General features: G+C 67.6%; 23 protein-coding genes. 19 read left to right on the top strand and 4 right to left on the bottom strand.

Features of this window, described 5'->3' with window-relative positions; translation table 11 throughout:
- Nucleotide 1 precedes the first annotated feature (1 nt).
- From waaF to PSK12I2_RS0111820, 12 genes are all read left to right on the top strand, one after another.
- A complete protein-coding gene (waaF, locus tag PSK12I2_RS0111765) occupies nucleotides 2–1,036 on the top strand; it encodes a lipopolysaccharide heptosyltransferase II (protein WP_027598549.1) in 1,035 nt (344 codons plus the stop codon).
- The gene (gene waaC, locus PSK12I2_RS0111770) at nucleotides 1,037–2,044 is read left to right on the top strand and encodes a lipopolysaccharide heptosyltransferase I (RefSeq protein WP_007161951.1); all 1,008 of its coding nucleotides are present in this window, start codon (nucleotides 1,037–1,039) and stop codon (nucleotides 2,042–2,044) included.
- Nucleotides 2,041–3,159, top strand: coding sequence for a glycosyltransferase family 4 protein (locus PSK12I2_RS0111775; protein ID WP_027598550.1), 1,119 nt, complete (start codon nucleotides 2,041–2,043; stop codon nucleotides 3,157–3,159). Before waaC ends, PSK12I2_RS0111775 begins: the two co-directional genes overlap by 4 nt.
- Nucleotides 3,156–3,962: a lipopolysaccharide core heptose(I) kinase RfaP gene (gene rfaP / locus PSK12I2_RS0111780; protein ID WP_027598551.1), complete on the top strand. Its 807-nt coding sequence runs from the start codon at nucleotides 3,156–3,158 to the stop codon at nucleotides 3,960–3,962. Before PSK12I2_RS0111775 ends, rfaP begins: the two co-directional genes overlap by 4 nt.
- Nucleotides 3,962–4,693 (top strand): lipopolysaccharide kinase InaA family protein, encoded by a 732-nt coding sequence (locus tag PSK12I2_RS0111785; RefSeq protein ID WP_027598552.1) that lies wholly within the window; start codon nucleotides 3,962–3,964, stop codon nucleotides 4,691–4,693. Before rfaP ends, PSK12I2_RS0111785 begins: the two co-directional genes overlap by 1 nt.
- Entirely contained in the window at nucleotides 4,690–5,445 is a 756-nt protein-coding gene (locus PSK12I2_RS0111790) for a lipopolysaccharide kinase InaA family protein (protein WP_027598553.1), read from the top strand. The genes PSK12I2_RS0111785 and PSK12I2_RS0111790 overlap by 4 nt, the downstream gene beginning before the upstream one ends.
- Complete coding sequence (locus PSK12I2_RS0111795; protein WP_027598554.1) at nucleotides 5,442–6,863, top strand: lipopolysaccharide kinase InaA family protein; 1,422 nt, start codon at nucleotides 5,442–5,444, stop codon at nucleotides 6,861–6,863. The genes PSK12I2_RS0111790 and PSK12I2_RS0111795 overlap by 4 nt, the downstream gene beginning before the upstream one ends.
- A 186-nt stretch (nucleotides 6,864–7,049) precedes the next feature.
- Nucleotides 7,050–8,792 carry a carbamoyltransferase gene (locus PSK12I2_RS0111800; RefSeq protein WP_027598555.1) on the top strand — a complete coding sequence of 581 codons (1,743 nt, stop codon included), beginning with the start codon at nucleotides 7,050–7,052 and terminating at the stop codon, nucleotides 8,790–8,792.
- Entirely contained in the window at nucleotides 8,789–9,922 is a 1,134-nt protein-coding gene (locus tag PSK12I2_RS0111805; protein ID WP_027598556.1) for a glycosyltransferase, read from the top strand. Before PSK12I2_RS0111800 ends, PSK12I2_RS0111805 begins: the two co-directional genes overlap by 4 nt.
- Complete coding sequence (locus PSK12I2_RS0111810; RefSeq protein ID WP_027598557.1) at nucleotides 9,919–10,878, top strand: glycosyltransferase; 960 nt, start codon at nucleotides 9,919–9,921, stop codon at nucleotides 10,876–10,878. The genes PSK12I2_RS0111805 and PSK12I2_RS0111810 overlap by 4 nt, the downstream gene beginning before the upstream one ends.
- A gap of 80 nt (nucleotides 10,879–10,958) precedes the next feature.
- Nucleotides 10,959–11,690, top strand: a complete 732-nt coding sequence (locus PSK12I2_RS0111815; RefSeq protein WP_169853368.1) for a glycosyltransferase family 2 protein — start codon at nucleotides 10,959–10,961, stop codon at nucleotides 11,688–11,690.
- Nucleotides 11,691–11,695: 5 nt separating this feature from the next.
- A complete protein-coding gene (locus PSK12I2_RS0111820; protein WP_027598559.1) occupies nucleotides 11,696–12,862 on the top strand; it encodes an O-antigen ligase in 1,167 nt (388 codons plus the stop codon).
- Between the two features lie 160 nt (nucleotides 12,863–13,022).
- Here PSK12I2_RS0111820 and PSK12I2_RS0111825 read toward each other — a convergent pair whose 3' ends face one another.
- A complete protein-coding gene (locus tag PSK12I2_RS0111825; RefSeq protein WP_027598560.1) occupies nucleotides 13,023–13,664 on the bottom strand; it encodes a lipopolysaccharide kinase InaA family protein in 642 nt (213 codons plus the stop codon).
- 117 nt (nucleotides 13,665–13,781) lie between these two features.
- On the opposite strand from PSK12I2_RS0111825, the gene PSK12I2_RS0111830 reads away from it, so the two are divergent.
- Nucleotides 13,782–14,831: a hypothetical protein gene (locus tag PSK12I2_RS0111830; protein WP_027598561.1), complete on the top strand. Its 1,050-nt coding sequence runs from the start codon at nucleotides 13,782–13,784 to the stop codon at nucleotides 14,829–14,831.
- Between the two features lie 22 nt (nucleotides 14,832–14,853).
- The gene (locus tag PSK12I2_RS0111835; protein ID WP_027598562.1) at nucleotides 14,854–15,693 is read left to right on the top strand and encodes a glycosyl transferase; all 840 of its coding nucleotides are present in this window, start codon (nucleotides 14,854–14,856) and stop codon (nucleotides 15,691–15,693) included.
- On the opposite strand, the gene PSK12I2_RS0111840 is transcribed toward PSK12I2_RS0111835, so the two are convergent.
- Nucleotides 15,668–16,264: a serine acetyltransferase gene (locus PSK12I2_RS0111840; RefSeq protein WP_027598563.1), complete on the bottom strand. Its 597-nt coding sequence runs from the start codon at nucleotides 16,262–16,264 to the stop codon at nucleotides 15,668–15,670. The two genes, PSK12I2_RS0111835 and PSK12I2_RS0111840, sit on opposite strands and share 26 nt — an antisense overlap.
- A gap of 104 nt (nucleotides 16,265–16,368) precedes the next feature.
- Between PSK12I2_RS0111840 and msbA the strand changes: the two genes are divergently transcribed.
- From msbA to PSK12I2_RS0111865, 5 genes are all read left to right on the top strand, one after another.
- A complete protein-coding gene (gene msbA, locus PSK12I2_RS0111845) occupies nucleotides 16,369–18,180 on the top strand; it encodes a lipid A export permease/ATP-binding protein MsbA (protein ID WP_027598564.1) in 1,812 nt (603 codons plus the stop codon).
- Nucleotides 18,174–19,070, top strand: a complete 897-nt coding sequence (locus tag PSK12I2_RS0111850) for a GNAT family N-acetyltransferase (protein ID WP_027598565.1) — start codon at nucleotides 18,174–18,176, stop codon at nucleotides 19,068–19,070. Before msbA ends, PSK12I2_RS0111850 begins: the two co-directional genes overlap by 7 nt.
- A gap of 1 nt (nucleotide 19,071) precedes the next feature.
- A complete protein-coding gene (locus PSK12I2_RS0111855) occupies nucleotides 19,072–20,487 on the top strand; it encodes a PIG-L deacetylase family protein (protein WP_027598566.1) in 1,416 nt (471 codons plus the stop codon).
- A 90-nt stretch (nucleotides 20,488–20,577) separates the two neighbouring features.
- Nucleotides 20,578–22,005, top strand: a complete 1,428-nt coding sequence (hldE, locus tag PSK12I2_RS0111860; protein ID WP_027598567.1) for a bifunctional D-glycero-beta-D-manno-heptose-7-phosphate kinase/D-glycero-beta-D-manno-heptose 1-phosphate adenylyltransferase HldE — start codon at nucleotides 20,578–20,580, stop codon at nucleotides 22,003–22,005.
- 49 nt (nucleotides 22,006–22,054) lie between these two features.
- Nucleotides 22,055–23,545 carry a helicase HerA-like domain-containing protein gene (locus PSK12I2_RS0111865; RefSeq protein WP_027598568.1) on the top strand — a complete coding sequence of 497 codons (1,491 nt, stop codon included), beginning with the start codon at nucleotides 22,055–22,057 and terminating at the stop codon, nucleotides 23,543–23,545.
- Between the two features lie 59 nt (nucleotides 23,546–23,604).
- Here PSK12I2_RS0111865 and PSK12I2_RS0111870 read toward each other — a convergent pair whose 3' ends face one another.
- Both PSK12I2_RS0111870 and PSK12I2_RS0111875 read right to left on the bottom strand, forming a co-directional pair.
- A complete protein-coding gene (locus PSK12I2_RS0111870) occupies nucleotides 23,605–24,378 on the bottom strand; it encodes an OmpA family protein (protein ID WP_007161971.1) in 774 nt (257 codons plus the stop codon).
- A 45-nt stretch (nucleotides 24,379–24,423) separates the two neighbouring features.
- Nucleotides 24,424–24,855 carry a DUF4398 domain-containing protein gene (locus PSK12I2_RS0111875; RefSeq protein WP_007161972.1) on the bottom strand — a complete coding sequence of 144 codons (432 nt, stop codon included), beginning with the start codon at nucleotides 24,853–24,855 and terminating at the stop codon, nucleotides 24,424–24,426.
- Nucleotides 24,856–25,114 lie beyond the last annotated feature (259 nt).

A 25,114-nucleotide genomic window follows, 5' to 3' on the forward strand; every position in this document is an offset into this window, starting at 1 on the left:
CATGAATATTCTGATCATCGGACCCAGTTGGGTCGGCGACATGGTGATGGCGCAGACCCTCTTCGTCTGCCTCAAGCGCCAGCACCCCGACTGCCAGATCGACGTACTCGCCCCCGAGTGGAGTCGCCCGCTGCTCGAGCGCATGCCCGAGGTGCGCGAAGCCCTGAGCTTTCCCCTCGGCCATGGCGCCTTCGAGTTGGCCACCCGCCGGCGCATCGGCCAGCAGCTGCGAGGTCGCTATGACCAGGCGATCCTCCTGCCCAACTCGCTAAAGTCGGCGCTGGTACCCTATTTCGCCGGCATCCCAAAGCGCACCGGTTGGCGCGGCGAGATGAGATTCGGCCTGCTCAACGACATCCGCACCCTGGACAAGGCCCGCTATCCGCTGATGATCGAGCGCTTCATGGCGCTGGCCCATGCACCCGGTGCCGAGTTGCCCAAACCCTATCCCGAACCGCGCCTGGCTATCGATCCGGCCAGCCGCGACGCCGCCCTGGAACGCTTCGGCCTGAGTCTGGACCGGCCGGTGCTGGCGCTCTGTCCGGGTGCCGAGTTCGGCGAGGCAAAGCGCTGGCCGGCCGAGCACTATGCCGCCGTGGCCGATGCCCGGCTGCGCCAGGGCTGGCAGGTCTGGCTGTTCGGCTCGCAGAAAGATGCCCCGGGCGGTGAAGAGATCCGCGAATGGGTCACCCCCGGCTTCGAGGAAGATGTCTGCAACCTCGCCGGGCGCACCTCCCTGGCCGAGGCCATCGACCTGCTCTCCTGTGCGAGCGCCGTGGTCAGCAACGATTCCGGGCTGATGCACGTGGCCGCCGCCCTGGATCGCCCGCTGGTGGCGGTCTATGGCTCCACCTCGCCGGGCTTCACGCCGCCACTGGCCAGTCAGGTCGAGGTGGTGCGCCTGGGGCTGGAGTGCAGTCCCTGCTTCGACCGCACCTGTCGCTTCGGTCACTACGACTGCCTGCGCCTCTTGCAGCCGAGCCTGGTGCAGGACGCCCTCGGCCGTCTGGTCGCCGATCCGGTCGAGGTGGGCTAGATGCGCGTGCTGCTGGTCAAGACCTCGTCGCTCGGCGATGTCATCCATACCCTGCCGGCGCTGACCGATGCGGCCCGGGCCATCCCCGGCATCTGCTTCGACTGGGTGGTGGAAGAAGGCTTCGCCGAGATTCCCGCCTGGCACCCGGCGGTGAGCCAGGTGATCCCGGTGGCCCTGCGGCGCTGGCGCAAGCAGCCCTTTTCCGCCTGGGCCAGTGGCGAATGGGGCGAATTCAAGAGTCGGGTGCGCGAGCAGCGCTATGACCGGGTGATCGATGCCCAGGGCCTGCTCAAGAGCGCCTGGCTGACCCGCTATGCCGAGGCGCCGGTGGCCGGTCTCGACCGAAATTCCGCGCGCGAGCCCTTGGCCAGCCGCTTCTATGACGAACGCTATCACGTGGCCAAGGGGCAGCATGCCCTGGAGCGGATCCGCCAGCTGTTCGCCCAGGCGCTGGACTATCCGCTGCCGGCCGGCGTGGGTGACTACGGCCTGGATCGGCAACGCCTGGCCGGGCCCAACGAGACGCCCTATGTGGTGTTCCTGCATGGCACCACCTGGGTCAGCAAGCACTGGCCCGAGGCCCACTGGCGCGAACTGGCCGAACGCATGAGCCGGCTGGACTGGCCGGTGCGGCTACTGTGGGGCAACGAGGCGGAGCACGCCCGGGCCGAACGCATCGCCGACGGCCTGGATGGCGTCCAGGTGCTGCCGCGCCTGAATCTCGCCGGGGTGGCCAAGGTGCTGGCCGGCGCCCGGGCCTGCGTGGCGGTGGATACCGGCCTTGGCCACCTGGCGGCCGCCCTGGACGTGCCCACCGTTTCGCTCTATGGCCCGACCAGTCCGAAGAAGGTCGGCGCCTACGGCCGCTCCCAGGTGCACCTGAGCGCCGTGGGCCTGGATGGCACCGACGAGCCGCGCGATCAGCCCGCCGCGAGTCTGGCCGCCCTGACCCCGGAGCGGGTCGAACTGGAACTGGAAACCCTGCTGTTGGAAGACCTCCCCGCATGACCCTGGCTTTCGTGCTCTACAAGTACTTTCCCTTTGGCGGCCTGCAGCGGGACTTCCTGCGCATCGCCCAGGAGTGCCAGCGCCGCGGCCATGCCATTCGCGTCTACACCCTGATCTGGGAAGGCCCGGTACCGGAGGGCTTCGATGTGCGGGTGGCCCGGGTCAGCGCCCTGTTCAATCACCGACGCAACGAGAAATTCCACGCCTGGCTGCAGGCCGACCTCGCCCGCGATCCGGTGGATCGGGTGATCGGCTTCAACAAGATGCCGGGACTGGACGTCTATTACGCCGCCGATCCCTGTTTCGAGGACAAGGCCCAGACCCTGCGCAACCCGCTCTATCGCCAGTGGGGTCGCTATCGCCACTTCGCCGAATACGAGCGGGCGGTGTTCGCGCCCGAGTCCTCCACCGAGATCCTGATGATCTCCGAGGTGCAGCAGCCGCTGTTCGTCAAGCACTACGGCACGCCGGCGCCGCGCTTCCACCTCTTGCCGCCGGGCATCGCCGCCGACCGTCGCGCGCCGGCCAATGCCGCCGAGATCCGCGCCGACTTCCGCCGCGAATTCGAGCTGGAGGAGGGCGAGCTGCTGCTGGTGCAGATCGGTTCCGGCTTCAAGACCAAGGGCCTTGATCGCAGTCTGCGCGCCCTGGCCTCCCTGCCCAGGGAATTGCGCAAGCGCACCCGGCTGTTCGCCATCGGCCAGGACGATCCCAAGCCCTTCCTGCTGCAGGCCAAGGCCCTGGGCGTGAGCGATCGCGTCCAGATCCTCAAGGGGCGTAGCGACATCCCACGCTTCCTGCTCGGCGCCGATCTGCTGATCCATCCGGCCTATAACGAGAACACCGGTACCGTGCTCCTGGAGGCGCTGGTCGCCGGGCTGCCGGTGCTGGTCACCGACGTCTGCGGCTATGCCCACTACATCGACGAGGCCCGCGCCGGCGAGGTGGTGCCGTCGCCCTTCGCCCAGGAGATCCTGGACCGGATGCTGGCCGAATTGCTGGCCGATCCCGAGCGCCGTGCGGTGCAGGGTCGCAACGGCCTGGCCTTCGCCGACAGCGCCGATCTCTATTCGCTGCCCGAGCGCGCCGCCGATGTCATCCTGGGGGTGGCATGACCCTGGAATTGCGTGAGCCCTTCGCCAGCCTCTGGGCCGGCCAGGATCCCTTCGTCGCCGTGGAGGCCCTGCAGGGCCAGGTCTATCGCGAACTGGACGGCCGCCGCACCCTGCGCACCGAGGTGGCCGGGCGCGGCTACTTCGTCAAGATCCACCGCGGCATCGGCTGGGGCGAGATCGCCAAGAATCTGCTGCAGGCCAAGCAGCCGGTGCTGGGTGCGCGCCAGGAATGGCAGGCCATCGAGCGGCTGCACCAGGTCGGCGTGCCGACCATGACCGCCGTGGCCTTCGGCGAGCGCGGCGTCAATCCGGCGACCCAGCACTCCTTCATCATCACCGAAGAGCTGGCGCCCACCGTCAGTCTCGAAGACTTCAGTCTCGACTGGGTCCGCCAGCCGCCCGAGCCGGCGCTCAAGCGGGCGCTGATCGCCGAGGTGGCGCGCATGACCGGCACCATGCACCGGGCCGGCGTCAATCATCGCGACTGCTACATCTGCCATTTCCTGCTCGACACCGCCCAGCCGGTCACCGTGGCCACTCTGCGACTCTGGCTGATCGACCTGCACCGCGCCCAGTGCCGCGCCCAGGTGCCCCGGCGCTGGCGCGACAAGGACCTGGCCGGACTGTATTTCTCCGCCCTGGGCATCGGCCTGACGCGGCGCGACTTCCTGCGCTTCCTGCGCGGTTACTTCCAGCGCCCGCTGCGCGAGATCCTGCGCGACGAAGCCCCGCTGCTGGCGCGGCTGGAACGCAAGGCCGCCGCCTTGCTTGAGCGCAAGGAACGCTACGGGGACCGGCTCTGATGGCTGACTGGCGCATCGATTCCAGCGTCGCCCACCTGCCCGAATTCGCGACGCTGGACGCGGTGTTCGCCCTGACCGGCGAACGCCTGACCAGCGATCCGCTGTCGGAAGTGGTGCGCATCGAGCGCGACGGCATCCGCTACTACGTCAAGCGCTACCACGGCGCTGGCAAGGGGCTACGGCGCTATGTCGGGCGGCCGCGGGTCAAGGCCGAGTGGCAGAATCTCAAGCGCTTCGCCAAGTGGGGCATCGCCACCGCGCCGGTGGTGGCCTGGGGGATGGAGCGTTCGCCGCGGGGGTTCACCCGCGGCGCCATGATCACCCGCGAGATTCCCGACACCCTGGATCTCGCCGAACTGGCCCGGCGCGAGGATCCACGCCTGCGCGACCGGGTCTGGGTCGACAACGTCAGCCGCCAGCTGGCCGCGGCCACCCGCACCCTGCACGACCACCATTTCGTCCATAACGATCTCAAGTGGCGCAACCTGCTGGTGGATGGCCAGGGCGTGCTCTATTTCATCGATTGCCCGGCCGGCGCCTTCTGGGTCGGCCACTGGCTGCGCTGGCGCATCGTCAAGGACCTGGCCTGCCTGGACAAGGTGGCCAAGTACCAGCTGTCGCGCACCCAGCGCCTCAGGTTCTATCTGCAGTACCGCGGTCGCGCGCGCCTCAGCGACAACGACAAGGGGCGCATCCGCGAGGTGCTGGACTATTTCAAGGGGCGGGAATGAACGAGGTATGGGCGGCCGAGGATCGGGCCGTGCTGGCCGGCCAGGGTCTGGACAGCTTCGCGGCGCTGTGGGCGCTGGAGCTGCCCGCGGTGGATGAACCCAACCAGGGGCGCGGCGGCTTCAGCCAGGTGTTTCGCCTGGACGTCGCCGGTCATGGCTACTACCTCAAGCGCCAGCGCGACTACCTGACCCGGACCCTGGCCCGCCCGCTGGGCGAGCCGACCTTTGCCCGCGAGAGTCGCAACATCCGCCGCTACGCCGAGCTCGGCATCCCGGCACTGGAGCTGGCCTATTACGGCGAGCGCCGCGACGACCAGGGCTGGCGCGCCATCCTGCTGACCCGGGCGCTGGATGACTGGCGCGATCTGGACAGCTGGCTGCGGGTCTGGCCGCACCTGGCGCCGGACGAGCGCCAGGCGGTGCTGGTCGCCGTCGGTGAACTGGCCCGGCAGCTGCACGGCGCCGGCCAGGTGCACGGCTGCTTCTATCCCAAGCATCTGTTCCTGCAGCGCCAGGGCGAAGGCCTGGTCGCGCGGCTGATCGATCTGGAAAAGACCCGGCCGCTGCTGTTCGGCCGGCGCGATCGCCTGCGCGATCTCGAACCCCTGCTGCGCCGCGCGCCGCAATGGCGTGAATCGGACATCGCCCGCCTGCTGGCGAGCTATCTGGACCAGCCGCTGGACAGCGCCGCCGTGCGGGACTGGAGCCAGCGTCTGGCCGGGCGTCGCCGCCACAAGGAGCGCAAGGCATGACCCTGGAGCAACTGGCCAGGGCCGGCCGCGCGCCAGCCCTGCCGCTGCGCATCGAACTGCCCGGTGGCGAACTGGAAGTGCTGTCGCTGCTCAGGGTGCTGCCCGGTCAGCGCTATGTCGGCGAAGCCCGCTGGCAGGGCCGGCGGGTGCTGGCCAAGCTGCTGGTCGGCGAGCGCGCGAGCCGGCAATTCGCCCGCGAGCGCGAGGGCTGTCGCCTGCTGGCGGCCGCCGCGGCGCCGACTCCCGCGCTGCTGGACAGCGGCGAGGCAGGCGGGCAGGGCGCCTGGCTGCTGTTCGACTTCATCGAGGCGGCGCCCAGCGTCGAGCAGCTCTGGCAGCAGGTGGCCGCCGAGCCACCCCTGTCGCCGGCGCAGAACGACTTGCTTGGCGCCGCCCTCGCCACCCTGGCGCGGCTGCATGCCCAGGGCCTCTGGCAAGCCGATCTGCACCTGGACAACCTGCTGGTCAAGGACGGCGCCGCTCTGGTCATAGATGCGGCGGACATCCAGGCCGAGAGCGTCGGCCAACCGCTGTCCCAGGCGCGGGTGCAGGAGAATCTGGCGGTGTTCTTCGCCCAGTTGCCGGCCGCCCTGGATGCCCAGCTGGAAGAACTGCTGATTCACTACCTGCTGGTCAATGCCGAGCACGCCCTGCGCCTCGACGCCCTGCTGGCGCGCACCGCCGAGATCCGCCGCTGGCGCCTGGCCGACTACCTGAAGAAGAGCGGTCGGGAGTGCACTCTGTTCGCCGTCACCCGCAGTGCCTTCGGCCTGATCGCCGTGCGCCGTACCTGGCTGAGTCGCCTGGAAGGCCTGCTGGCCGATCCCGATGCCGCCCTGGCCGGCCTGCCGACCTTCAAGGACGGCGGCGCCGCCACCGTGGCCCGGCTGCAGTGGCAGGGCCAGGACCTGGTGCTCAAGAGATACAACATCAAGGGCTTCGGCCACTGGCTGACGCGCTTCTGGCGACCGAGCCGGGCCTGGCACAGCTGGCGCGAAGGCCATCGCCTGCTGTTCCTCGGCATTCCCACCCCCGAGCCCCTGGCCGTGCGCGAGCGGCGCTTCCTCGGCCTGCGCGGTCGCGCCTATCTGGTCACGCCCTTCGTCGACGGACCCAATCTGCTGGAGCGTTTCGCCCCCTATGTGGATTCCGCACCGCCGGCGGCCGAGCTGGACGCCCTGCTGGCGCTGGTCGAGGCCCTGCGTCGCGAGCGCCTCGGCCATGGCGACTTCAAGGGCACCAACCTGATCTGGCACGACGGCCGCTGGCTGGTGATCGACCTCGACGCCCTGCAGGCCCACGGCAGCGACAGCGCCTATGCCAGTGCCTATGCCCGCGACCGTGCCCGCTTGCTGCGCAACTGGCCGGCCGACAGCGCCCTGCACCGGTTGCTCGACGAGCGCCTGCCGCCGGCTTGAGCGAAGCGCCGCCATCTGTACCAGGGCTGAATCGCCGTGCGCTAAGCCCCGCTCCGGCGTGCGGCCATTACCCGTGGCCTGCCTGAACGGCTATAATTCGCCGTTTTTGAGGCGAGGCGGGCCTGCAGCGGCCTCGCGAAACCCCGGCGAACTCCCCTGGCTTCGCCCTGTACAGAGGCTTTACCTGTGTCCCTGACCGTCCTTGGCCTGTCCGGCGCCCTCAGCCACGATCCCTCCGCCGCGCTCTATATCGACGGCAAGCTGATCGCCGCGGTGGAAGAAGAACGCTTCGTACGCGACAAGCATGCCAAGAATCGCATGCCCTACGAGTCGGCCAAGTTCTGCCTGGAGCAGGCCGGGATCACCCCCGCCGACGTCGACGTGGTGGCCATTCCCTATGCGCCCATCAGTCTCTTCGGCGAAGCCCGCTGGCACTACGCCAAGCGCTATGCCTACGCGCCGGATCGCGCCCTGGACGCCATCCTGTTCGGCAATCGCCGCTATCACCGCTACCAGAAGCGCATCGAGTGGTGCCTGGTGCAGCTCGGCTTCGACCTCAAGAAGGTCAAGCTGGAAGCCGTCGAGCACCACCTGGCCCACGCCTCCAGTGCCTATCACTGCTCGGGCTTCAGCGAAAAGACCGCGATCCTCGGCATCGATGGCAAGGGCGAATACGCCACCACCTTCTTCGGCTACGGCGAGAACGGCAAGATCCACAAGATCAAGGAGTTCTACGATCCGGACTCCCTGGGTGGCCTCTATGGCGCCCTCACCGAATTCCTCGGCTTCGAGATGCTCGACGGCGAATTCAAGGTCATGGGCATGGCGCCCTATGGCGATGCCAGCAAGTACGATTTCTCGCGCCTGGCGAAATTCGAGAACGGCGAGCTGATCATCAACACCGACTACGCCAACGTCATCGGTTTCCGCCGCTACAAGGAAAAGGGCAAGGGCTACTACTTCTCGCCCAAGCTGATCGAGTGGCTGGGGCCCAAGCGCGAAGGCGATATCGCCGACGATCCCTACATCCACTATGCCGCCAGCATGCAGGCGCTGTTCGAGAAGCTGGCGCTGGAGATGATGGACTACTACCTGGGCGACATCATCCGCCAGACCGGCAAGATTGCCTTTGCCGGCGGCTGCGCGCTCAACGTCAAGCTCAACCAGAAGATCATCGCCCGTCCCGAGGTCAAGGAGCTGTTCGTCCAGCCGGCTTCGGGCGATGCCGGCACCGCCGTCGGCGCTGCCGCCTACGTCTCCCATGCCCGCGGCGTGCCGGTGGAGAAGATGGAGCACGTCTATCTCGGCCCCGGCTACAGCAACGAAGACGTCATCGCCGCCTGCGCCCGCCATCCCAACGCACCCAAGTGGGAGCGGATCGACGACATGCCCCGGCGCATCGCCGAGATCATGGTGGCCGGCAATCCGGTGGCCTGGTTCCAGGGTCGCCTGGAATTCGGTCCGCGCGCCCTGGGCGGTCGCTCCATCATCGGCTGCCCCAGCGTGCCGGGCGTGGCCGATCGCATCAATGCCCAGATCAAGTTCCGCGAGCGCTGGCGGCCATTCTGCCCGTCCATGCTCGACACCGTGGCACCGCAGATGCTCAAGGTCGACCATCCCTCGCCCTTCATGACCTTTACCTTCGAGGTCAACGAAGAGTGGAAGAGCCGGGTACCCGAGGTGGTCCACGAAGACGGCACCTCCCGCGCCCAGGTGCTGGAGCGCCGACACAATCCGCGCTGGTACGACCTCATGGTCGAGCTGGAAAAGCTCACCGGCAACGGCGTGTCCCTCAACACCTCGCTCAACCGCCGCGGTGAACCCATGGTCTGCTCGCCCACCGACGCCCTGAACATGTTTTTCGGCTCGGATCTGCAGTATCTGATCATGGAAGACATCCTGGTGGTCAAGGAGGGGGCTGGCGTATGACGCGTTCCGCCGAACCGCGGGTGCTGCAGTTCTGTCACGGCTACGACGGTCCCTTCCTCGACTGCGCCCGCCAGACCGCCAGCCTCTTCGCGGGCAGCGGCTATCGCGTCACCACGGTCTTTCTCACCGGCACCGCCGACGCCGAGGTGGCGGCCGGCTGCGGCAGCGACGAGGTGCTGTTCCTGGAGTACTCTTCCCGGGACGTGCGCGGACTCAAGCTCGGCGCCATCCAGGCGCTGCGCGAGATCGTCCGTTCGCGGGGCATCCGCTTCGTCATCGCCCATCGCTTCAAGCCGATCTGGATCGCCTGCCTCGCCACCAATCTGCCGGTGATCGGCGTGCACCATGCCTTTGGCGACTACGACCGGCTCGGCCGGCGGCTGTTCGCCAAGCTGATGAGCAAGCGGCTGACCCTGCTGGGCGTCTCCGACGCGGTGCGCGACGAATTGCGCCTGCGCCTCAAGGACTGGCCCGCCGAGCGCATCGAGACCCTCTACAACCGCCTGGACGTCGAGGCGGTGGAGCGCGAACTCCTGCCGGCCGACCAGGCTCGCGCCGAGCTCAAGCTGCCCCATGACGCCTGGATCGTCGGCAACGTCGGTCGCCTGCATCCGGACAAGGATCAGGCCACGCTGCTGCGCGGCTTCGCCGCCGCCCTGCCGAATCTGCCGGCCAACGCCCTGCTGGCGATTCTCGGCAAGGGTCGCCTGGAAGAAGACCTCAAGGATCTGGCCCGCGAACTGGCCATCGCCGACCGGGTGCTGTTCCTTGGCCAGGTGGAAGGCGCCCGGCGCTATTTCAAGGCCTTCGACGTCTTCGCCCTGAGTTCCGACCACGAGCCCTTCGGCATGGTCCTGCTGGAAGCCATGGCCGCCGGCGTGCCCCTGATCGCCACCTCCTGCGGCGGCGCCCGGGAGATCGTCGAAGGCGTGGGCTTTCTCTTTCCCCTGGGCGACGCCGAGGCCCTGGGCCAGGGTCTGCAGCATCTGGGCCGCCTGGCGCCGAGCCAGAGACGCGCCTGCGTGCAGCACATGCGCGAGCGCCTGGCCGAGCGCTTCTCCGACGAGGCCGTGCGCCGCGACTTCTGGCGGCTGCCGATGGTCGCCGCCTTCAAGGCCCCGGCGCCGTGAAAGTCCTGTTCCTGGTCCAGAAGGAGCAACGCATCCTGCTGGACCACTTCTATGCCAGCATCGCCGCCCATTGCGACTGCGACCTGCGCTGGCTGAGCGACGAGGAACAGGCCGATCTGCGCGGCTATTTCCGCCGCGCCGTGCCCCAGCCCGAGCAATACGACCGCATCCTGCTGTTTCTGAGGTTCAAGAAGCAGCTCAAGCAGATCTCCTTCATTCGCAGCCTGCCCAATCTGGTGGAGCTGGAACACGACGCCTACCAGAATTTCATCCCCTGCAAGTACACCGGCAAATTCAGCCGCTACTACCGGGCCATGCCCCACGTCCGGGTGCTGGTCTCCGGCGCCGGGGTGGCGCGGCGGCTGCAGGAGGAGGGGATCGACGCCCACTTCGTGCCCAAGGGCTACGACGACAGTCGCCTGCGCGACCTGGGTGTCGAGCGCGACATCGAGCTGGGCTTCGTCGGCAGCCTGGGCAGCGTGGCCTACAGCGGCCGCAAGCAGCTGCTGGAAGATCTGGCCAGGGTCGAGCCGCTGCTGATCACCAAGACCCGCTCGGGCGACGAATACCTGCAGACGCTCAACCGCATCCGCTTCTTTGTCGGCGCCGATGTCGGCATGGGCGAATACATGATCAAGAACTTCGAGGCCATGGCCTGCGGCTGCGTGCTCTTCACCTATGACCAGGGCGAAGAAGAGAACCGGGCGCTGGGCTTCGAGGATGGCGTCAACGTGGTGCTCTATCGCTCGCTGGAGGAATTGCGCGAGAAACTCGCCCGGCTGCGAAGCGATCCGGCGCACGCCGCGGCCATCGCCAGGGCGGGAGAGGCCCTGGCGCGTCACTCTTTCGCCTTCGGCCACTTGGGTGAGCGCATCGTTTCGGCTATAACCCCAGCGCTGCGACCGGCCGTCGCACCGGGGTTCCTCCGCCGCCTGCTGAGCTGGCTGGGACGCTGATGCGCCGCGCAAGGTCCGGCTTTCGACTCAACTGGCAGAAAGGGTAGAACGTGCAGTTTTCCGCCGACAGCGACATCTCTATGGTCGTCACCAGCTGCGGGCGCTTCGACCTGCTCAGGCAGACGCTGGCGACCTTCGACGAATTCAACACCGCGCCCATCCGCCGGGTCTTCATCACCGAGGACTCCGGCGACGAGGCGGTACGCGACTGCATCCCGGCGCACTGGCGCGAGCACACCGAGTTCATCGTCAACAACCCCAAGCTCGGCCAGATGCGCAGCGTCGACGCCGCCTATGCCCGGGTCGAGACAAGCTGGATCTTTCACTGCGAAGACGACTGGGCCTTCTATCGCCCGGGCTTCATCGAGGATTCCCAGGCGCTGCTGGAGGCCGATCCCCAGGCGCTGCAGGTCTGGCTGCGCAGCCATGCCCATGACCTGGCGATCCACAGCCCCTACGTCTATCTCAAGCCGCGCCAGGTGCATGCCGGCATCGCCTTTCATGAGGTCGGCTCGCACAAGCCCGAATGGCAGGGCTTTTCCTTCAATCCCGGTCTGCGCCGGCGCGCCGACTACCTGCTGCACGCGCCCTATGGCGACCTGAGCGGCGAGAAGGAACTGTCCCGGCGCTATGCCGACGCCCAGCGCCACGCGCTGATCCTGGAAAACGATGCCGTGCTGCACACCGGCTTCGGCCAGCACGTGGTCAGCGACAAGGACCGCAACGACAAGCGGAAGCGCCGGCGGATGGAACGCATCAAACTGGCACTGGCCTTCCTGGTCGGTGCACTCCTGGGAGCCCTGTTGTGGTGACACCCTTGCTCGATCGCCTGCAGCAGAGTCGCTATTTCACCCTGGCGGTGCTGGTGTTCATGGCCGCCTACCTGTGCATACCCACGGCCAAGTGGATCAACAGCTACTTCTATGCGGCGATCGCCCTGCCGGCGCTGATCCTCTTCGTGCTGCGCCCGCGGCTGATCGACTGGCGCTCGCCGCTGCTGCTGCTCTGGCTGGTGTTTCTCGCCTGGTTCATCGTGCCGGGGGTGCGGGCCGAGGAGGGGCAGTTCTTCAAGCACATCCTCTATGTGCTGCTGTTCGTGCTGAGCGTGGCCTGCCTGGTGGATGGCGACTTCTTTCGCCGGCCCGGCTTCGTGCGCCTGGCCTTCTGGGTGGTCTGCGCCTATGCCGTGGGCTCCAGCCTGGTGTTCTGGCTCACCGGCCACTATGCCGTCGGCCAGCGGGTCATCCACCTGCCGGGACGCATCTCCAATCCCATCTATGTGAGCATCTGGATGGTCTGCCTGGGCGGCCTGGCGGCGCCCACCTGGATCCGCGAGCGGCGCTGGATCGAGTTGCTGGCGGCGGTGGTGGTCACCATCGTCGGCATCTCCTTCGCCCTGCAGACCCGCACCGGCCTGGTCGGCATCGGCTTCCTGGCCGCCCTCGGCGTGCTCTTCGCCTTTCCGCGCTTTCCGCTGCGTACCCTGGCGCTGGTGGTCCTGGTCAGTGCCCTGATTGCCGGGGTGATCCAGGTGGTGCACACCGAAGCCTGGTTCGTCGCCTTTTGGGGCCGCGCGGATTCCGGGCGCATCGAGCTGTTCCACTTCATGATCAAGGACTGGGAGTCCTGCGGCTGGTGGCTGGGCTGCGGTCTGGGCTATCAGAGTCACGACCTGCTGCACGGCACCGAGGCCATCCAGCACCCGCACAACATCTTCGTGTCCTTCGGCATCTACACCGGCCTGGTGTCGCTGCTGATCTTTGGCGTGCTGATGCTGGCCAGCCTGGGCGCGGCCCTGCGCCAGCGCGATCCCTGGGGACTCTATCTGGCCGTGGCCCTGCTGATGCTCAATTTCGATGGCGCCAAGCTGATCGGCAATCCGGACGAGTTGTGGCCGCTGGTGCTGTTGCCCGCGGCGATGATCGCCGGCGCGGAGGTGCAGCGCCGGCGCAAGCTGGCGCTGGGACAGGCGGTGCCGGTCTAGTGTGGTGTTTCAGAAGTTCGCGCAAGAATCGGCGAGTGATTTTTTTGGTATGGGCTAGGCGCCGCGACGAGTCATAGCAGGGCTATGGCGAGGAGCGGCAACGCCGCCAAGGCCAAAAAAGTGCCGCCGAAATTGTGCAGGTAATTTCTGAAACACCGCACTAGTCCTGGAGTTGCCGGTCGAGCTCGCGCCAGTCCAGGGGCTGGCGGCAGGCTTCGGCATAGGCCCTGAGGAAGGGTTCGCGACCGGGTTCGAACAGCCAGTCGCGATCCTCGGTATAGCGCAGCAGGTGGTGGAAGTTGCGCACCCGCAGGCGCAGCGGCAGACGGCGCGCATGGCAGCGCAGGTCGGCGATATCGATCAGCCCCAGTTCGCCTTCCGGCGTCAGCACCACGTTGCCCAGGTGCAGCGAACGGAAATAGACACCACTGTCGTGCAATTCGGCGATGAAGCGACCCAGCGCAGGCCGCAGGGTCGCGGCCTCGCTCGAGGTACGCAGTTGACGCAGGGTGGCGCCCGGCAGCGGACTGTAGTGCACCAGGTCGCGCTGCAGCGAGGCGGCGCGATAGACCTCCAGAACCTGCGGGCAGGGGATGCCGCGCTCGGTCAGTTGGCGGGCGTTGTCGGCAAAACGCTGGGCGTAGGGAAACAGCGCCGCCGAGGTCAACAGCCGCTTGCGGCGAAACAGCTTGAGATAGCTGCCATCGGTGAGGCGCAGGACCTTGTCGCCATGGTGGTCGGCTTCCACTACCTGGGCGGCGTCGCGCAGTTCGAGATAGCGCGAATGTTCGAGAGGCTTCATGCAGGACCCGTCAACGTCAGGGCGTGCATGTTACCCGAAGGTGGCAGGCTGTGAAGTGACCCTTACGACCTATCCGGCCGCTTGTTGCTAGAATCAGATTTTTGCCGGCAGCTTTACATGCGCCCAACACGCCAACTCCTGTATTTCGTCTACGGCGGTGCTCAGGCCTATCGGCAGGAGCTGAAATTCAGCCTGCTCAGCGCCCTGCACTGGCGCCAGGGCCAGGACATCGCCCTCCGTATCCTGACCGATCGGCCGCAGGACTATCGCGGCTGGCCGGTTGAAGTGCTGGCCATCGAGGGGGCGACGCTCAAGGCCTGGCAGGGGCAGCACGGCTATCTGCACCGCAGCAAGGCCTGCGCCATCGCCTGGGCGCTGCCCGCCGCCGACAAGACCCTGTTCCTCGACAGCGATACCGTGGTCCAGACGCCGCTGGCCGCGCTGTTCGACGGCATCGATGAGCAGCGCGGGTTGATGGACATCGAGGAGTGGCCGTGGCGCAAGGCCCGTACCCGTCCGGAATTCGCCCGTTTCGCCGCCGCCCTGGCCGCGCGTGGCCAGGAGCCGGCGGAAGAGACCCGGCTCTATAACAGCGGCGTCTGCGGTCTGGCACGCAGCCATCTGCCGCGGGTCGAGCGGGCCATCGCCCTGATCGACGACTGGCATGGCCACGATGAGGAGGTCCATACCCTGGAGCAGATCGCCCTGTCGTTCAGCCTGGCGGATCTGGCCATCAGCGCGGCGCGCGGTCCCGTGCGCCACTACTACGCGGAAAAGCGCTTTCTGCACTTCATGCTGGCGCACTTCTTCGAGCGCTATGGCGAAGACTATTCCCCGGAGTTACAGCGGCACTGGCAGGAGGTGCCGCTGACCAAGCCGCTGCCGGATGTCTGGACCCGCCTGCGGGTGAAGTGGCAACTGGCCGGACTGGACAAGCAGCGCGCGAGTCTGGGGCGCAAGCTGCTCTATGGCTGCCTGGCACCCCAGGACAGCTATGCCCGCGCCTGCCGCCACGTCTGGTGGGAGCGGGCGCTGAGCGAGCGCCTCGGCGGCGGTGATCGCCAGGCCTTCGCCGAAGGCATCTGGCCCAACGACCTGCCGCGTCCGCACCTGGCCGACGAAGCCAGCGCGGCCCTCGACTACCTGCGCAAGCGGGTGCGCGGCTAGGCCGCCATCCTCAGGAAAGCCCATGCGAACGCTCTTTCTCGTCGTCCTCTATGGCTTGCGCCCTGGGGAGTCGGCCACCCTCGACAGCCTGCTGGCCCAGCCCTCTGCCAGCCTGCCGGCCGACAGCGTCCTGCTGGTCTGGAACAACGGGCCCCAGCCCCTGGCTCAGGCGGATCGCCAGACGCTGCTCGCCGCGCCGGGCTGGACGGAGGTGCTCATCAGCGAGGACCTCGGCAATCCGCCGCTGAGCCGGGTCTACAACCAGGCCTTGCGGCTGGGCGCCGAGCGCCTGGTGATCTTCGACCAGGACACCGTGGTGGACGCACGCTTTCTGCAGGCGCTCGGGCAGCAGGCCGAGTTGCTGGTGCCCCTGGTGCTGGGGGCGGGCGCCATCCGCTATCCCCATCAGTACAAGGCGGTGGTGACCGTGGAGGGCCCCCTGGATCCCCAGGCTACCGTGACCATAAGTTCGGGGCTGTGCCTGACGCAGGGCCTGGCCGCGCGTATCGCGGCCCGCCACGGCGATGTCTTCGACGAGCGCTTCGCCCTCTATGGCGTCGATGTCTCCTTTTTCCTGCGGGTGCAGGCGCTGGCGCGGGAAGAGCCGGTCGAACTGCTTTGCGCGGGCATCCTCGACCATTCGCTGTCCGAGCTGGAAGCCGAGACCCCGGCCCAGCGGCGCTTTCGCGACATCGAGAAATTCTATGTCGCCCTGCTGCTGCGCCTGCATTACAAGGGCGCCTCGCGCGGCAAGGTGCTGCGCTATCTGGGCCGGCAGCTCTTGGGCAACCGGCTGTATCTGTATGGCGTCCTGCCGCAGATGCTGCGGACCGTCCTCAGCGGGCGGCATCCCCGGGCGTAGTGCCCGGCAGCGGGCGGATCACCGCCTCGTGGCGGCTGTAGTAGAGGCTGTCGGCGGGGATGTCGCGCATCACCAGGGCGCCGGCGCCGACCACCACATTGTCACCGATGGTCAGGTGGTCGCCGACGATGCAGACGTGGGCGCCGAGGCTGACGTTGTCGCCGATGAAGATGCCGACCAGTCGCGCCGGATCATCGCTCTTGATGCCGATGGTGGTGTGCTGGCGGATCATCACGTTGCGCCCGATCACCGCCAGATTCGACACGCAGATGCCCATGCGATGGGGCAGGCGCAGTCCGGGACCGATGCGCGCGCCCAGCAGGATCTCGATATTGTGCCGGCGGATCAGCCGGCGATTGATGCGCTCGGCCAGCTTGCGATAGTTGAGCAGGCCGCGCGGGCGGCAGTAGAGAAATTGCGCCAGGCGATACCAGAACAGAAAGCTCGGACTCTCTCCGGCCGCTACGCGCCGGAACAGGCGCTTGAGGCGCAAGGGCTTGCCCGGCGCATCCAGCACCTCCACGCGCCAGAAGTCCTTGAGTTCGGCGAAGGTGGCGATGAGTGGGGGCATGACGGACGTTCCGGAGCAGGGGAGGGCAAGCCTAGCGGAAAATCCCGCCGCTGGGTCGGCGGCAGGTGCGTGTTAACATGGCGCTTTTGCGTCACGACGAGACCATGAGCCAAGACTCCCCTGCGCAGACCTCCAGTCTGAAGATCTATTTCCGCCTGCTCGGCTACGTGCGGCCCTACATCGGCATGTTCGCCCTGAGTATCGTCGGCTTCCTGATTTTCGCCTCCACCCAGCCGATGCTGGCGGGCATCCTCAAGTACTTCGTCGATGGCCTGAACAACCCCAATGCCTCCATGTTTCCGGGCTGGCCCATCGTCGGTGGCCTGCACCTGGTGCAGGCGGTGCCGCTGATGATCATCCTGATCGCCGCCTGGCAGGGCGTCGGTTCCTTTCTCGGCAACTACTTCCTGGCGCGGGTCTCCCTCGGCCTGGTGCACGACCTGCGGGTGGCGCTGTTCAACCACATGCTGCGGCTGCCCAATCGCTACTTCGACGCCAACAACTCGGGTCATCTGATCTCGCGCATCACCTTCAACGTCACCATGGTGACCGGCGCCGCTACCGAGGCGATCAAGGTGGTGATCCGCGAAGGCATGACCGTGGTCTTCCTGTTCGCTTCCCTGCTGTGGATGAACTGGAAACTGACCCTGGTGATGGTGGCCATCCTGCCGCTGATCGCCCTGATGGTGACCAGCGCCAGTCGCAAGTTCCGCAAGCAGAGCAGCAAGATCCAGTCGGCCATGGGCGACGTCACCCACATCACCTCCGAAGCCATCCAGGGCTATCGGGTGGTGCGCAGCTTCGGTGGCGAGCGCTACGAGCAGCAGCGCTTCCTCGATTCCAGCACGGCCAACACCGACAAGCAGCTGACCATGACCAAGACCGGCGCGGTCTATACGCCCATGCTGCAGCTGGTCATCTACTCGGCCATGGCGGTGCTGATGTTCCTGGTGCTCTGGCTGCGCGGCGAAGCCTCCGCCGGTGACCTGGTGGCCTACATCACCATGGCCGGCCTCTTGCCCAAGCCGATCCGCCAGCTCTCCGAGGTCAGCTCCACCATCCAGCGCGGCGTGGCCGGCGCGGAAAGCATCTTCGAGCAACTCGACGAACCCGCCGAGCGCGACGAAGGCCGCGAAGAGCGCGAGCGCGTCCAGGGTCGCCTGGAGGTGCGCAACCTGACCTTCCGCTATCCGGGTACCGAGAAGGCGGTGCTGGAAGGCATCGACTTCGTCGCCGAGCCCGGCCAGATGGTGGCCCTGGTGGGTCGCTCGGGCAGCGGCAAGTCGACCCTGGCCAATCTCATCCCGCGCTTCTACCAGCACGAAGAGGGCGAGATCCTCCTCGATGGCCTGGAGATCCAGGACTATCGCCTGACCAACCTGCGCCGGCACATCGCCCTGGTCACCCAGCACGTCACCCTGTTCAACGACAGCGTCACCAACAACATCGCCTATGGCGATCTGGCCGGGGCGCCCATGGAGCAGGTCAGGGCGGCGGCCGAGGCGGCCTATGCCGACGAATTCATCGAGCGTCTGCCGCAGCAGTACGACACCCAGGTCGGCGAGAACGGTGTGCTGCTCTCCGGCGGCCAGCGCCAGCGCCTGGCCATCGCCCGGGCCCTGCTGAAGAACGCGCCGCTGCTGATCCTCGACGAGGCCACCTCGGCGCTGGACACCGAGTCCGAGCGCCACATCCAGGCCGCACTGGATCGCGTCATGCAGGGCCGTACCACCCTGGTGATCGCCCACCGCCTCTCCACCATCGAGAAGGCCGACCTGATCCTGGTGATGGATAATGGCCGCATCGTCGAGCGTGGCAGCCATGGCGAGCTCCTGGCGCTGAACGGCTACTATGCGCGGCTGCATGCCAAGCAGTTCGAGGAGGTCGCGCCGCCGGCGCCGACGATCGAATGCTGAACAGATTCCGCTTCTGGCGCGAGCGCGGCTGGACCACGATTTCCGCCGCCGACTATGCCGCCACCTGGCAGCGTCATGGCGGCAGCGTCGCCACCCACCCCGAGGTCATCGCCCGCCTGGCCGAGCTGGCCGGCATCCCGGTGCGCTACCTGGGCTGGCCCGGCGCGGATGGCCTGCAGGCGGCGGTACCCTGCTGGGGGCGCGAGCTGGCGCTGTCGCGTTCGGTGCTGAAGAAGCGCCGCCAGCGTGCCCTGTTCGACCTGGGCAACGCCGAGATCATCCTGCCGGCCGCCCCTGGCGCGCTGGCGCCCCTGCGCCAGCGCGCCCGCTATCTGTCGCCGCTGTGCGACGAGCGTTTCGCCGGTCTGCGCCGGCAGAGCGAAGAGCTGGCCATGCTCCGCGAGCCGGAAGCCTGGTCGAAGAAATTCCGCTACAACCAGAGACGCGAGCAGCGCCTGTTCGAAGACGCCGGTGGCCGCGTGGTCCCCATGGCCGAGCTGGACAGCGCCGAGCAGGCGCGGATCTATGCGCAGTTGTTCGAGGCGCGCTGGGGCTTCGAGGTGCCGGGCAAGGCGCGGCTGGCCGAGGTGTTCGCCCTGCTGCGGGAATTCATGACCGGTTCGCTGCTCATGCTCGGCGAGCGCCCGGTGGCGATCCAGGTGCTCTATCGGGTGGAAGCGCCCGACTGGATCAGCGTCGAGTACGTCAACGGCGGCGTCGATCCCGCGGCCAGCGACCTGAGTCCGGGCAGCGTCCTCACCTATCTGAACACCCAGGCCGCCTGGCAGGACGCCCGCGCCCTGGGCAAGACGTTGCGTTATTCCTTCGGCCGCGCCGATCGCGACTACAAGGACCGCTGGTGCCACCGCGTCACCGTCTTCGAGAGCTGAGATGACCGCCCGCAAACAAGCCCTGCTCAAACGTCACCGCCGCCACAAGCGGCTGGTCCTGGCGGTCATCGCCGTCGTGCTGCTCGGCTGCCTGGCGCTGGGGCCCTGGTGGAGCGCGCCGCTGCTGGCGCTGCTGGTGTGGCTCGGCCACGAGGCCTGGTTCGCCGATCACCTCTTCTATTCGCCGCGCGACAATTACAGCTATCAGTTCCCTGCCGACACCCTGGTGCTGGGCCTGCATCTGCGGCACGGTCGCCTGGCCGCGGTGGAATTGCCGCCGGGCGAGCTGACGCTGTTCCTGGAATGCCGCCTCAAGGCCAGTTGGCTGGGCCGATTACTGGATCCCCAAGTACGTCTGCGCGCAGGTGACGACGCGGATCGCCAGGACTTCGAGCGCGGCGTGGCCGGGCGGCGCTATGTCAATCTCAGCGGCTATACCGAGGCCCTGCGGCGCGGCGAATTGCACCTCTGGACGCGCTTCTGCCGGCTGCAGGGCGAGTTGCGCCTGCACGTCTTCGCCCAGCCGGATCTTCGCAGCAAGAGAGTGATGGTCATCGCGCCCCACGCCGACGACGCCGAGCTGGCCGCCTTCGGTCTCTACAGCCAGGCGCGGGAAGCCAGCATCGTCACCCTGACCCAGGGCGAGATCGAGGCCGGGTACTACCAGCGCCTGGGTCTCGATCGCCAGACGGCGGCCCGGCTCAAGGGGCGCCTGCGCACCTGGGACAGCCTGGTCACCCCGCTGTGGGGTGGGGTACCAACAGAGCGTTGCGTGCAGCTGGGCTACTACTGCCTGCAGCTGCCGGCCATGCGCCAGGCGCCGGAAGACGCCTTCGGCTCCCGCGAATCCGGCGAAGGCGATGTGCGCAGTGCCCGTCGCCACAACCCCCTGCAACTGCCCGGCGATGTCGACGGCGCCCCCACCTGGCGCAACCTGGTGGCCGATCTGGTGGCCCTGCTGGAGCACTTCCGCCCCGAGGTGGTGGTGCTGCCGCATCCGCAGATCGATCCCCATGCCGATCACGTGGCCAGCACCCAGGCCCTGCGTGAAGCCCTGACCCTCAGCCAGTGGCAGCCCGAGCTCGAATTGCTCTACGCCAATCACCTGCACGACAACGACCGCTGGCCCATGGGCCCGGCCGAGGGCGGCATCGCCCTGCCACCCGCCATCGAGACGCCGGCACCCCTGGTGCCCTGGAGTCCGCTGCTGACCCCCGAACGGCGGCTGGACAAGGCCATGGCCCTGGGGATGCAGCACGACCTGCTGGTGCCGCTGCCGGCCAAGAAGCGCCTGCGCCGGGCCATCCAGTGGCTGCTGGCCGGTCGCCGCTGGCCGCGCACCGGGGAAGACGAATTCTTCCGCAAGGCCGTGCGGCGTCACGAGCTGTTCTGGCTAAGCCGCCGCGACGAGCTCTGACCCCGGACTCTCCCGCCGGCAGGCGCTTCCGGGGCGCCTTGGCCCCTATGCTATGATCGCCGCCATTTTCGCGCTTTGGAGCCTGTCCCTATGAAGCTGACCATGCCTCGCTTCGATCTCGCGCCGGTCCTGGTGGTTGGCGACGTGATGCTCGACCGCTACTGGCACGGCACCACCTCGCGGATCTCCCCCGAGGCGCCGGTGCCCGTGGTCCGCGTCGACCAGCACGAGGATCGTCCCGGTGGCGCGGCCAACGTCGCCCTCAACATCGCCGCCCTGGGCGCGCCGGCCTACCTGGTCGGCGTCACCGGTCAGGACGAAGCTGCCGATGCCCTCACCGACAGCCTGAGAGCCGCCCACGTGCAGGTGCGCTTCCAGCGCATCGCCCAGCAGCCGACCATCGTCAAGCTGCGCATCATGAGTCGCCACCAGCAGCTGATCCGCGTCGACTTCGAAGAGCCCTTCGACACCGATCCCCAGGCGCTGGCCTCGGACACCGCCGCCATGCTGGCCGGGGTCAAGGTGCTGGTGCTGTCCGACTACGGCAAGGGCGCGCTGAAGAACCACCAGGCGCTGATCCAGCTGGCCAAGGCCCGCAACATCCCGGTGCTGGCCGATCCGAAGGGCAAGGATTTCTCCATCTATCGTGGCGCCAGCCTGATCACGCCGAATCTGTCCGAATTCGAAGCCATCGTCGGTGTCTGCGCCGACGATGCCGAGCTGGTCGCCAAGGGCAACGAGCTGATGGCGCGCCTGGAGCTGGGCGCCCTGCTGGTGACCCGTGGCGAGCACGGCATGACCCTGCTGCGTCCCGCCCAGCCGGCCCTGCACCTGCCGGCCCGGGCCCGCGAGGTGTTCGACGTCACCGGCGCCGGCGACACCGTGATCTCCACCCTGGCCGCCGCCCTGGCCGCCGGTGAAGACCTGCCGCAGGCCGTGGGGCTGGCCAATCTGGCTGCCGGTATCGTGGTCGGCAAGCTGGGCACCGCCGCCATCAGCGCCCCCGAGCTGCGTCGCGCGGTGCAGCGTTCGGAAGGCTCCGAGCGCGGCGTCCTGTCCCTCGAACAATTGCAGCTGGCCATCGAGGACGCTCGCGCCCATGGCGAGAAGATCGTCTTCACCAACGGCTGCTTCGACATCCTCCACGCCGGTCACGTGACCTATCTGGAACAGGCACGCGCCCAGGGCGATCGGCTGATCGTGGCGGTCAACGACGATGCCTCGGTGACCCGGCTGAAAGGCCCCGGTCGACCGATCAACAGCGTCGACCGGCGCATGGCGGTGCTGGCCGGCCTCGGCGCGGTGGACTGGGTCATCCCCTTCAGCGAGAACACCCCGGAGCGCCTGCTGGAACAGGTGCGCCCGGACGTGCTGGTCAAGGGCGGCGACTACAAGAGCGTGGACGAGGTGGTCGGCGCCCAGATCGTGCAGGGCTACGGCGGCGAGGTGCGCATCCTCGGTCTGGTGGAGAACAGCTCCACCACCGCCATCGTCGAGCGCATTCGCAACCGTACCTGAGCCCGGACGCTCGGGTTAAGCTGGCGCAGAACCGCTACGGAGCTGCGCCATGTCCTCGACGCCCCTGCTGATCCTGGGTACTGCCGTTTCCAATGACCAGAGCGCTGGTCAACCGCTCGGCCATCCACTCAAGCTGGCCAACCGCCACGGCCTGATCGCCGGCGCCACGGGCACCGGCAAGACCGTGACCCTGCAGCGCCTCGCCGAAGCCTTCAGCGATGCCGGCGTCGCGGTCTTCGCCGCCGACATCAAGGGCGATCTCTGCGGCCTCGGCGCGGCCGGCGCCCCCCAGGGCAAGCTGGCCGAGCGCATCGCCGCCCAAGGCCTGCCGCACCAGTCCCAGGCCTATCCGGTCACCCTCTGGGACGTCGATGGCCGGAGCGGTCATCCGCTGCGCACCACCCTGAGCGAGATGGGCCCGCTGCTGCTGGGCAATCTGCTGGAGCTGACCGACAGCCAGCAGGCCGCCTTGCACGCCGCCTTCAAGGTAGCCGATCGCGAAGGCCTGCTGCTGCTCGACCTCAAGGACCTCAAGGCGGTCCTCAATCATCTGCGCGAACAGCCCGACGCCCTGGGCGAGGACCGTGCCCTGTTCACTGGCGCCTCGGCCCAGGCGCTGCTGCGCAGGCTGGCGACCCTGGAGCAGCAGGGCGCCGAGGCCTTCTTCGGCGAGCCGGCCCTGCAACTGGAAGACGTGCTGCGCCCCGAGCCTGACGGCCGTGGACGCATCCACCTGCTCGACGCCAGCCGCCTGGTGCACGAGGCGCCCAAGGTCTACGCCACCTTTCTGATCTGGCTGCTGGCCGAGCTGTTCGAGCAGTTGCCCGAGCGTGGCGATGCCGATAAGCCGGTGCTGGCGCTGTTCTTCGACGAGGCCCACCTGCTGTTTGGCGACACCCCCAAGGCCCTGCGCGATCGCCTGGAGCAGGTGGTGCGGCTGATCCGTTCCAAGGGCGTCGGCGTCTATTTCGTCACCCAGTCCCCCGCCGATCTGCCGGATACCATCCTGGCCCAGCTCGGCTTGCGCATCCAGCACGGCCTGCGCGCCTTTACCGCCCGGGAGCAGAAGGCGCTGCGCGCGGTGGCCGACGGCTTCCGCCCCAATCCGGCCTTCGACAGCCTGGAGGTGCTGACCGAGCTGGGCATTGGCGAGGCCCTGGTGGGCAGCCTGGAAGACAAGGGCACGCCGGCGATGGTCCAGCGCGTGGCCATCGCCCCGCCGCAATCCCGGGTCGGCCCGCTGAGCGAAGCCGAGCGCCAGACGCTGATCCGTCAGTCGCCCCAGGCGGGTCGCTATGACCGGGCCGTGGATCGCGAATCGGCCTACGAGATCCTGCGGGATCGTCAGGCCGAGCGGGTCCCGGCGCAGGCGCCGGTAGCGGAAAAGACCCAGAGCGGGCAGGGTGGTGCCCTCGGCGATCTGGTGGGCGAACTCGCGGGCAATGCGCTCAGGAGCGCGGCGCGCCAGGCGGCCAATCAGCTCGGGCGGCAGCTGGTACGGGGACTGCTCGGCTCCCTGCTGGGTGGCAGGCGCCGCTAGCCGATCCGCAGGTAAAAAAAGACCCCGCCTGGGCGGGGTCTTCTAGCTTCACGCAGTCGTTACATGCGCGGGGCGACGGGGTTGGCGTCGTTGGAGATGGTCACTTCCACGCGACGGTTCAGGGCGCGGTCGGAGGCGTTGCTGTTGCTGGCCACCGGGAAGTTCTTGCCATAGCCACGGGCCTGGATGCGGCTCGGCTCGACGCCAGCGCTGACCAGGGCGGTCTGGATGGCCTGGGCGCGACGCTCGGACAGCTGCTGGTTGTAGGAGTCGCTGCCGACGCTGTCGGTGTAGCCCTCGACGATCACCTTGCGCTCGGGATTCTGCTTCAGGTAATCGGCCAGCTTCTGGGCGTTGGCATAGCCCTGGGGCTTGAGTTCGGCCTTGTTGAAGTCGAACAGCACGTTGCCGAAGGTCACCACGGTGCCGCGCTCGGTCTGCTTGGCCTGCAGGGCATCCTGCAGCTGCTTGAGCTGGGCGGTACGGGCGTCCAGGCGAGCCTGGGTGCGCTCGGCATCGACGCCCTGCATCTGGGCTTCGGTCATGCGCAGCTTGATGGTCTGCATGGCCGTCTGGATGCGCTGGTTGGTCAGGTAGGCCAGCTGGTCGACGGTCTTCTCGTTTTCACCGTCCTTGTAGGCCTTCTCGGTCTTCTGCAGCCAGGTACCGGCGTCCTTGGTCTCCAGGGCGGCCAGCTGGGCGGCCTGCGGCTGGGATTCCAGGGCGGAGTAGTCGGACTTGGCCTTTTCCAGGTTGGGGTTGGGCGGCGTGGAGCACGCGGCCAGGGCCAGGCTGAGCAGCGACACGGCAGGGATCAGAATGTGTTTACGCATGATGGTCGTCCTTTTAATTCGTGAAGGGAGGAAAGGGGCGGTCGCTTACTGCTGGACCTTCTTCTGCAGGTTCTGCTGGAGCTGCAGGTTGATCTGACCTTCCTCACGGATCTGCTGGATGCTGTTCTGGGCATCCTTGAGCGCGGCATCGGCCTTCGCGGCCTGGGTCTTGCGGGTGGCCAGGCGGGCATCCCACTCGGCCTGCTCGGCCAGTTGCTTGGCTTCGTCGTACTTCTCGTTGGAGAGAGCGGTCTGGGCCTGGGTCCACTTGTCCTGGGCCGACTTGGTCTCGATGGGCGCGAACTGGTTGCCACCGGAGCTCACGGCCTCGTTGACGGCGGACTGGGTCACGGCCATCTGCGCGGTCGGCGGATTGCCGGCGCAACCGGCCAGCAACAGCGAGCTGCCCAGGGCAAGGGCTGCCAGTTTCAGGGTGCAGGCTTTGGAAAGGGACTTTTGGGCAGTGGCACTCTTCATGGATTCAAGCTCCGTTGTTGATCCGAAAAGCGCGCCGCCGGCACGGGCAGGGCGGGCGCCTGGTCATGTAAAGCCGCATGTGGAAACAAGCCCGGCGCGGCCCTGAGAGGCCCGAGGCGGGTGCTGACAACCAGCCCTCGTCCAGCGCTGCGGTCTGAATGTGTGACCGCTCATCCGACAAAAATGTTCACTGGCTATCGAATTTCGCCAGGGCGCGGAGGCCCTTGGCAGAGCGGTAGCGCTGTAGGTAAAGGTGCAG

The sequence above is a fragment of the Pseudomonas sp. MOIL14HWK12:I2 genome (assembly GCF_000510745.1).
In the GTDB taxonomy this organism is placed as follows: Bacteria; Pseudomonadota; Gammaproteobacteria; order Pseudomonadales; family Pseudomonadaceae; genus Chryseomonas; species Chryseomonas oryzihabitans.

Bases quoted from the DNA above. Each gene is read 5' to 3' on its own strand.
- waaF (WP_027598549.1), top strand. From the start codon at position 2: ATGAATATTCTGATCATCGGACCCAGTTGGGTCGGCGACATGGTGATG.
- waaC (WP_007161951.1), top strand. From the start codon at position 1,037: ATGCGCGTGCTGCTGGTCAAGACCTCGTCGCTCGGCGATGTCATCCAT.
- PSK12I2_RS0111775 (WP_027598550.1), top strand. From the start codon at position 2,041: ATGACCCTGGCTTTCGTGCTCTACAAGTACTTTCCCTTTGGCGGCCTG.
- rfaP (WP_027598551.1), top strand. From the start codon at position 3,156: ATGACCCTGGAATTGCGTGAGCCCTTCGCCAGCCTCTGGGCCGGCCAG.
- PSK12I2_RS0111785 (WP_027598552.1), top strand. From the start codon at position 3,962: ATGGCTGACTGGCGCATCGATTCCAGCGTCGCCCACCTGCCCGAATTC.
- PSK12I2_RS0111790 (WP_027598553.1), top strand. From the start codon at position 4,690: ATGAACGAGGTATGGGCGGCCGAGGATCGGGCCGTGCTGGCCGGCCAG.
- PSK12I2_RS0111795 (WP_027598554.1), top strand. From the start codon at position 5,442: ATGACCCTGGAGCAACTGGCCAGGGCCGGCCGCGCGCCAGCCCTGCCG.
- PSK12I2_RS0111805 (WP_027598556.1), top strand. From the start codon at position 8,789: ATGACGCGTTCCGCCGAACCGCGGGTGCTGCAGTTCTGTCACGGCTAC.
- PSK12I2_RS0111815 (WP_169853368.1), top strand. From the start codon at position 10,959: ATGGTCGTCACCAGCTGCGGGCGCTTCGACCTGCTCAGGCAGACGCTG.
- PSK12I2_RS0111825 (WP_027598560.1), bottom strand. From the start codon at position 13,664: ATGAAGCCTCTCGAACATTCGCGCTATCTCGAACTGCGCGACGCCGCC.
- PSK12I2_RS0111830 (WP_027598561.1), top strand. From the start codon at position 13,782: ATGCGCCCAACACGCCAACTCCTGTATTTCGTCTACGGCGGTGCTCAG.
- PSK12I2_RS0111835 (WP_027598562.1), top strand. From the start codon at position 14,854: ATGCGAACGCTCTTTCTCGTCGTCCTCTATGGCTTGCGCCCTGGGGAG.
- PSK12I2_RS0111840 (WP_027598563.1), bottom strand. From the start codon at position 16,264: ATGCCCCCACTCATCGCCACCTTCGCCGAACTCAAGGACTTCTGGCGC.
- msbA (WP_027598564.1), top strand. From the start codon at position 16,369: ATGAGCCAAGACTCCCCTGCGCAGACCTCCAGTCTGAAGATCTATTTC.
- PSK12I2_RS0111850 (WP_027598565.1), top strand. From the start codon at position 18,174: ATGCTGAACAGATTCCGCTTCTGGCGCGAGCGCGGCTGGACCACGATT.
- PSK12I2_RS0111855 (WP_027598566.1), top strand. From the start codon at position 19,072: ATGACCGCCCGCAAACAAGCCCTGCTCAAACGTCACCGCCGCCACAAG.
- hldE (WP_027598567.1), top strand. From the start codon at position 20,578: ATGAAGCTGACCATGCCTCGCTTCGATCTCGCGCCGGTCCTGGTGGTT.
- PSK12I2_RS0111865 (WP_027598568.1), top strand. From the start codon at position 22,055: ATGTCCTCGACGCCCCTGCTGATCCTGGGTACTGCCGTTTCCAATGAC.
- PSK12I2_RS0111870 (WP_007161971.1), bottom strand. From the start codon at position 24,378: ATGCGTAAACACATTCTGATCCCTGCCGTGTCGCTGCTCAGCCTGGCC.
- PSK12I2_RS0111875 (WP_007161972.1), bottom strand. From the start codon at position 24,855: ATGAAGAGTGCCACTGCCCAAAAGTCCCTTTCCAAAGCCTGCACCCTG.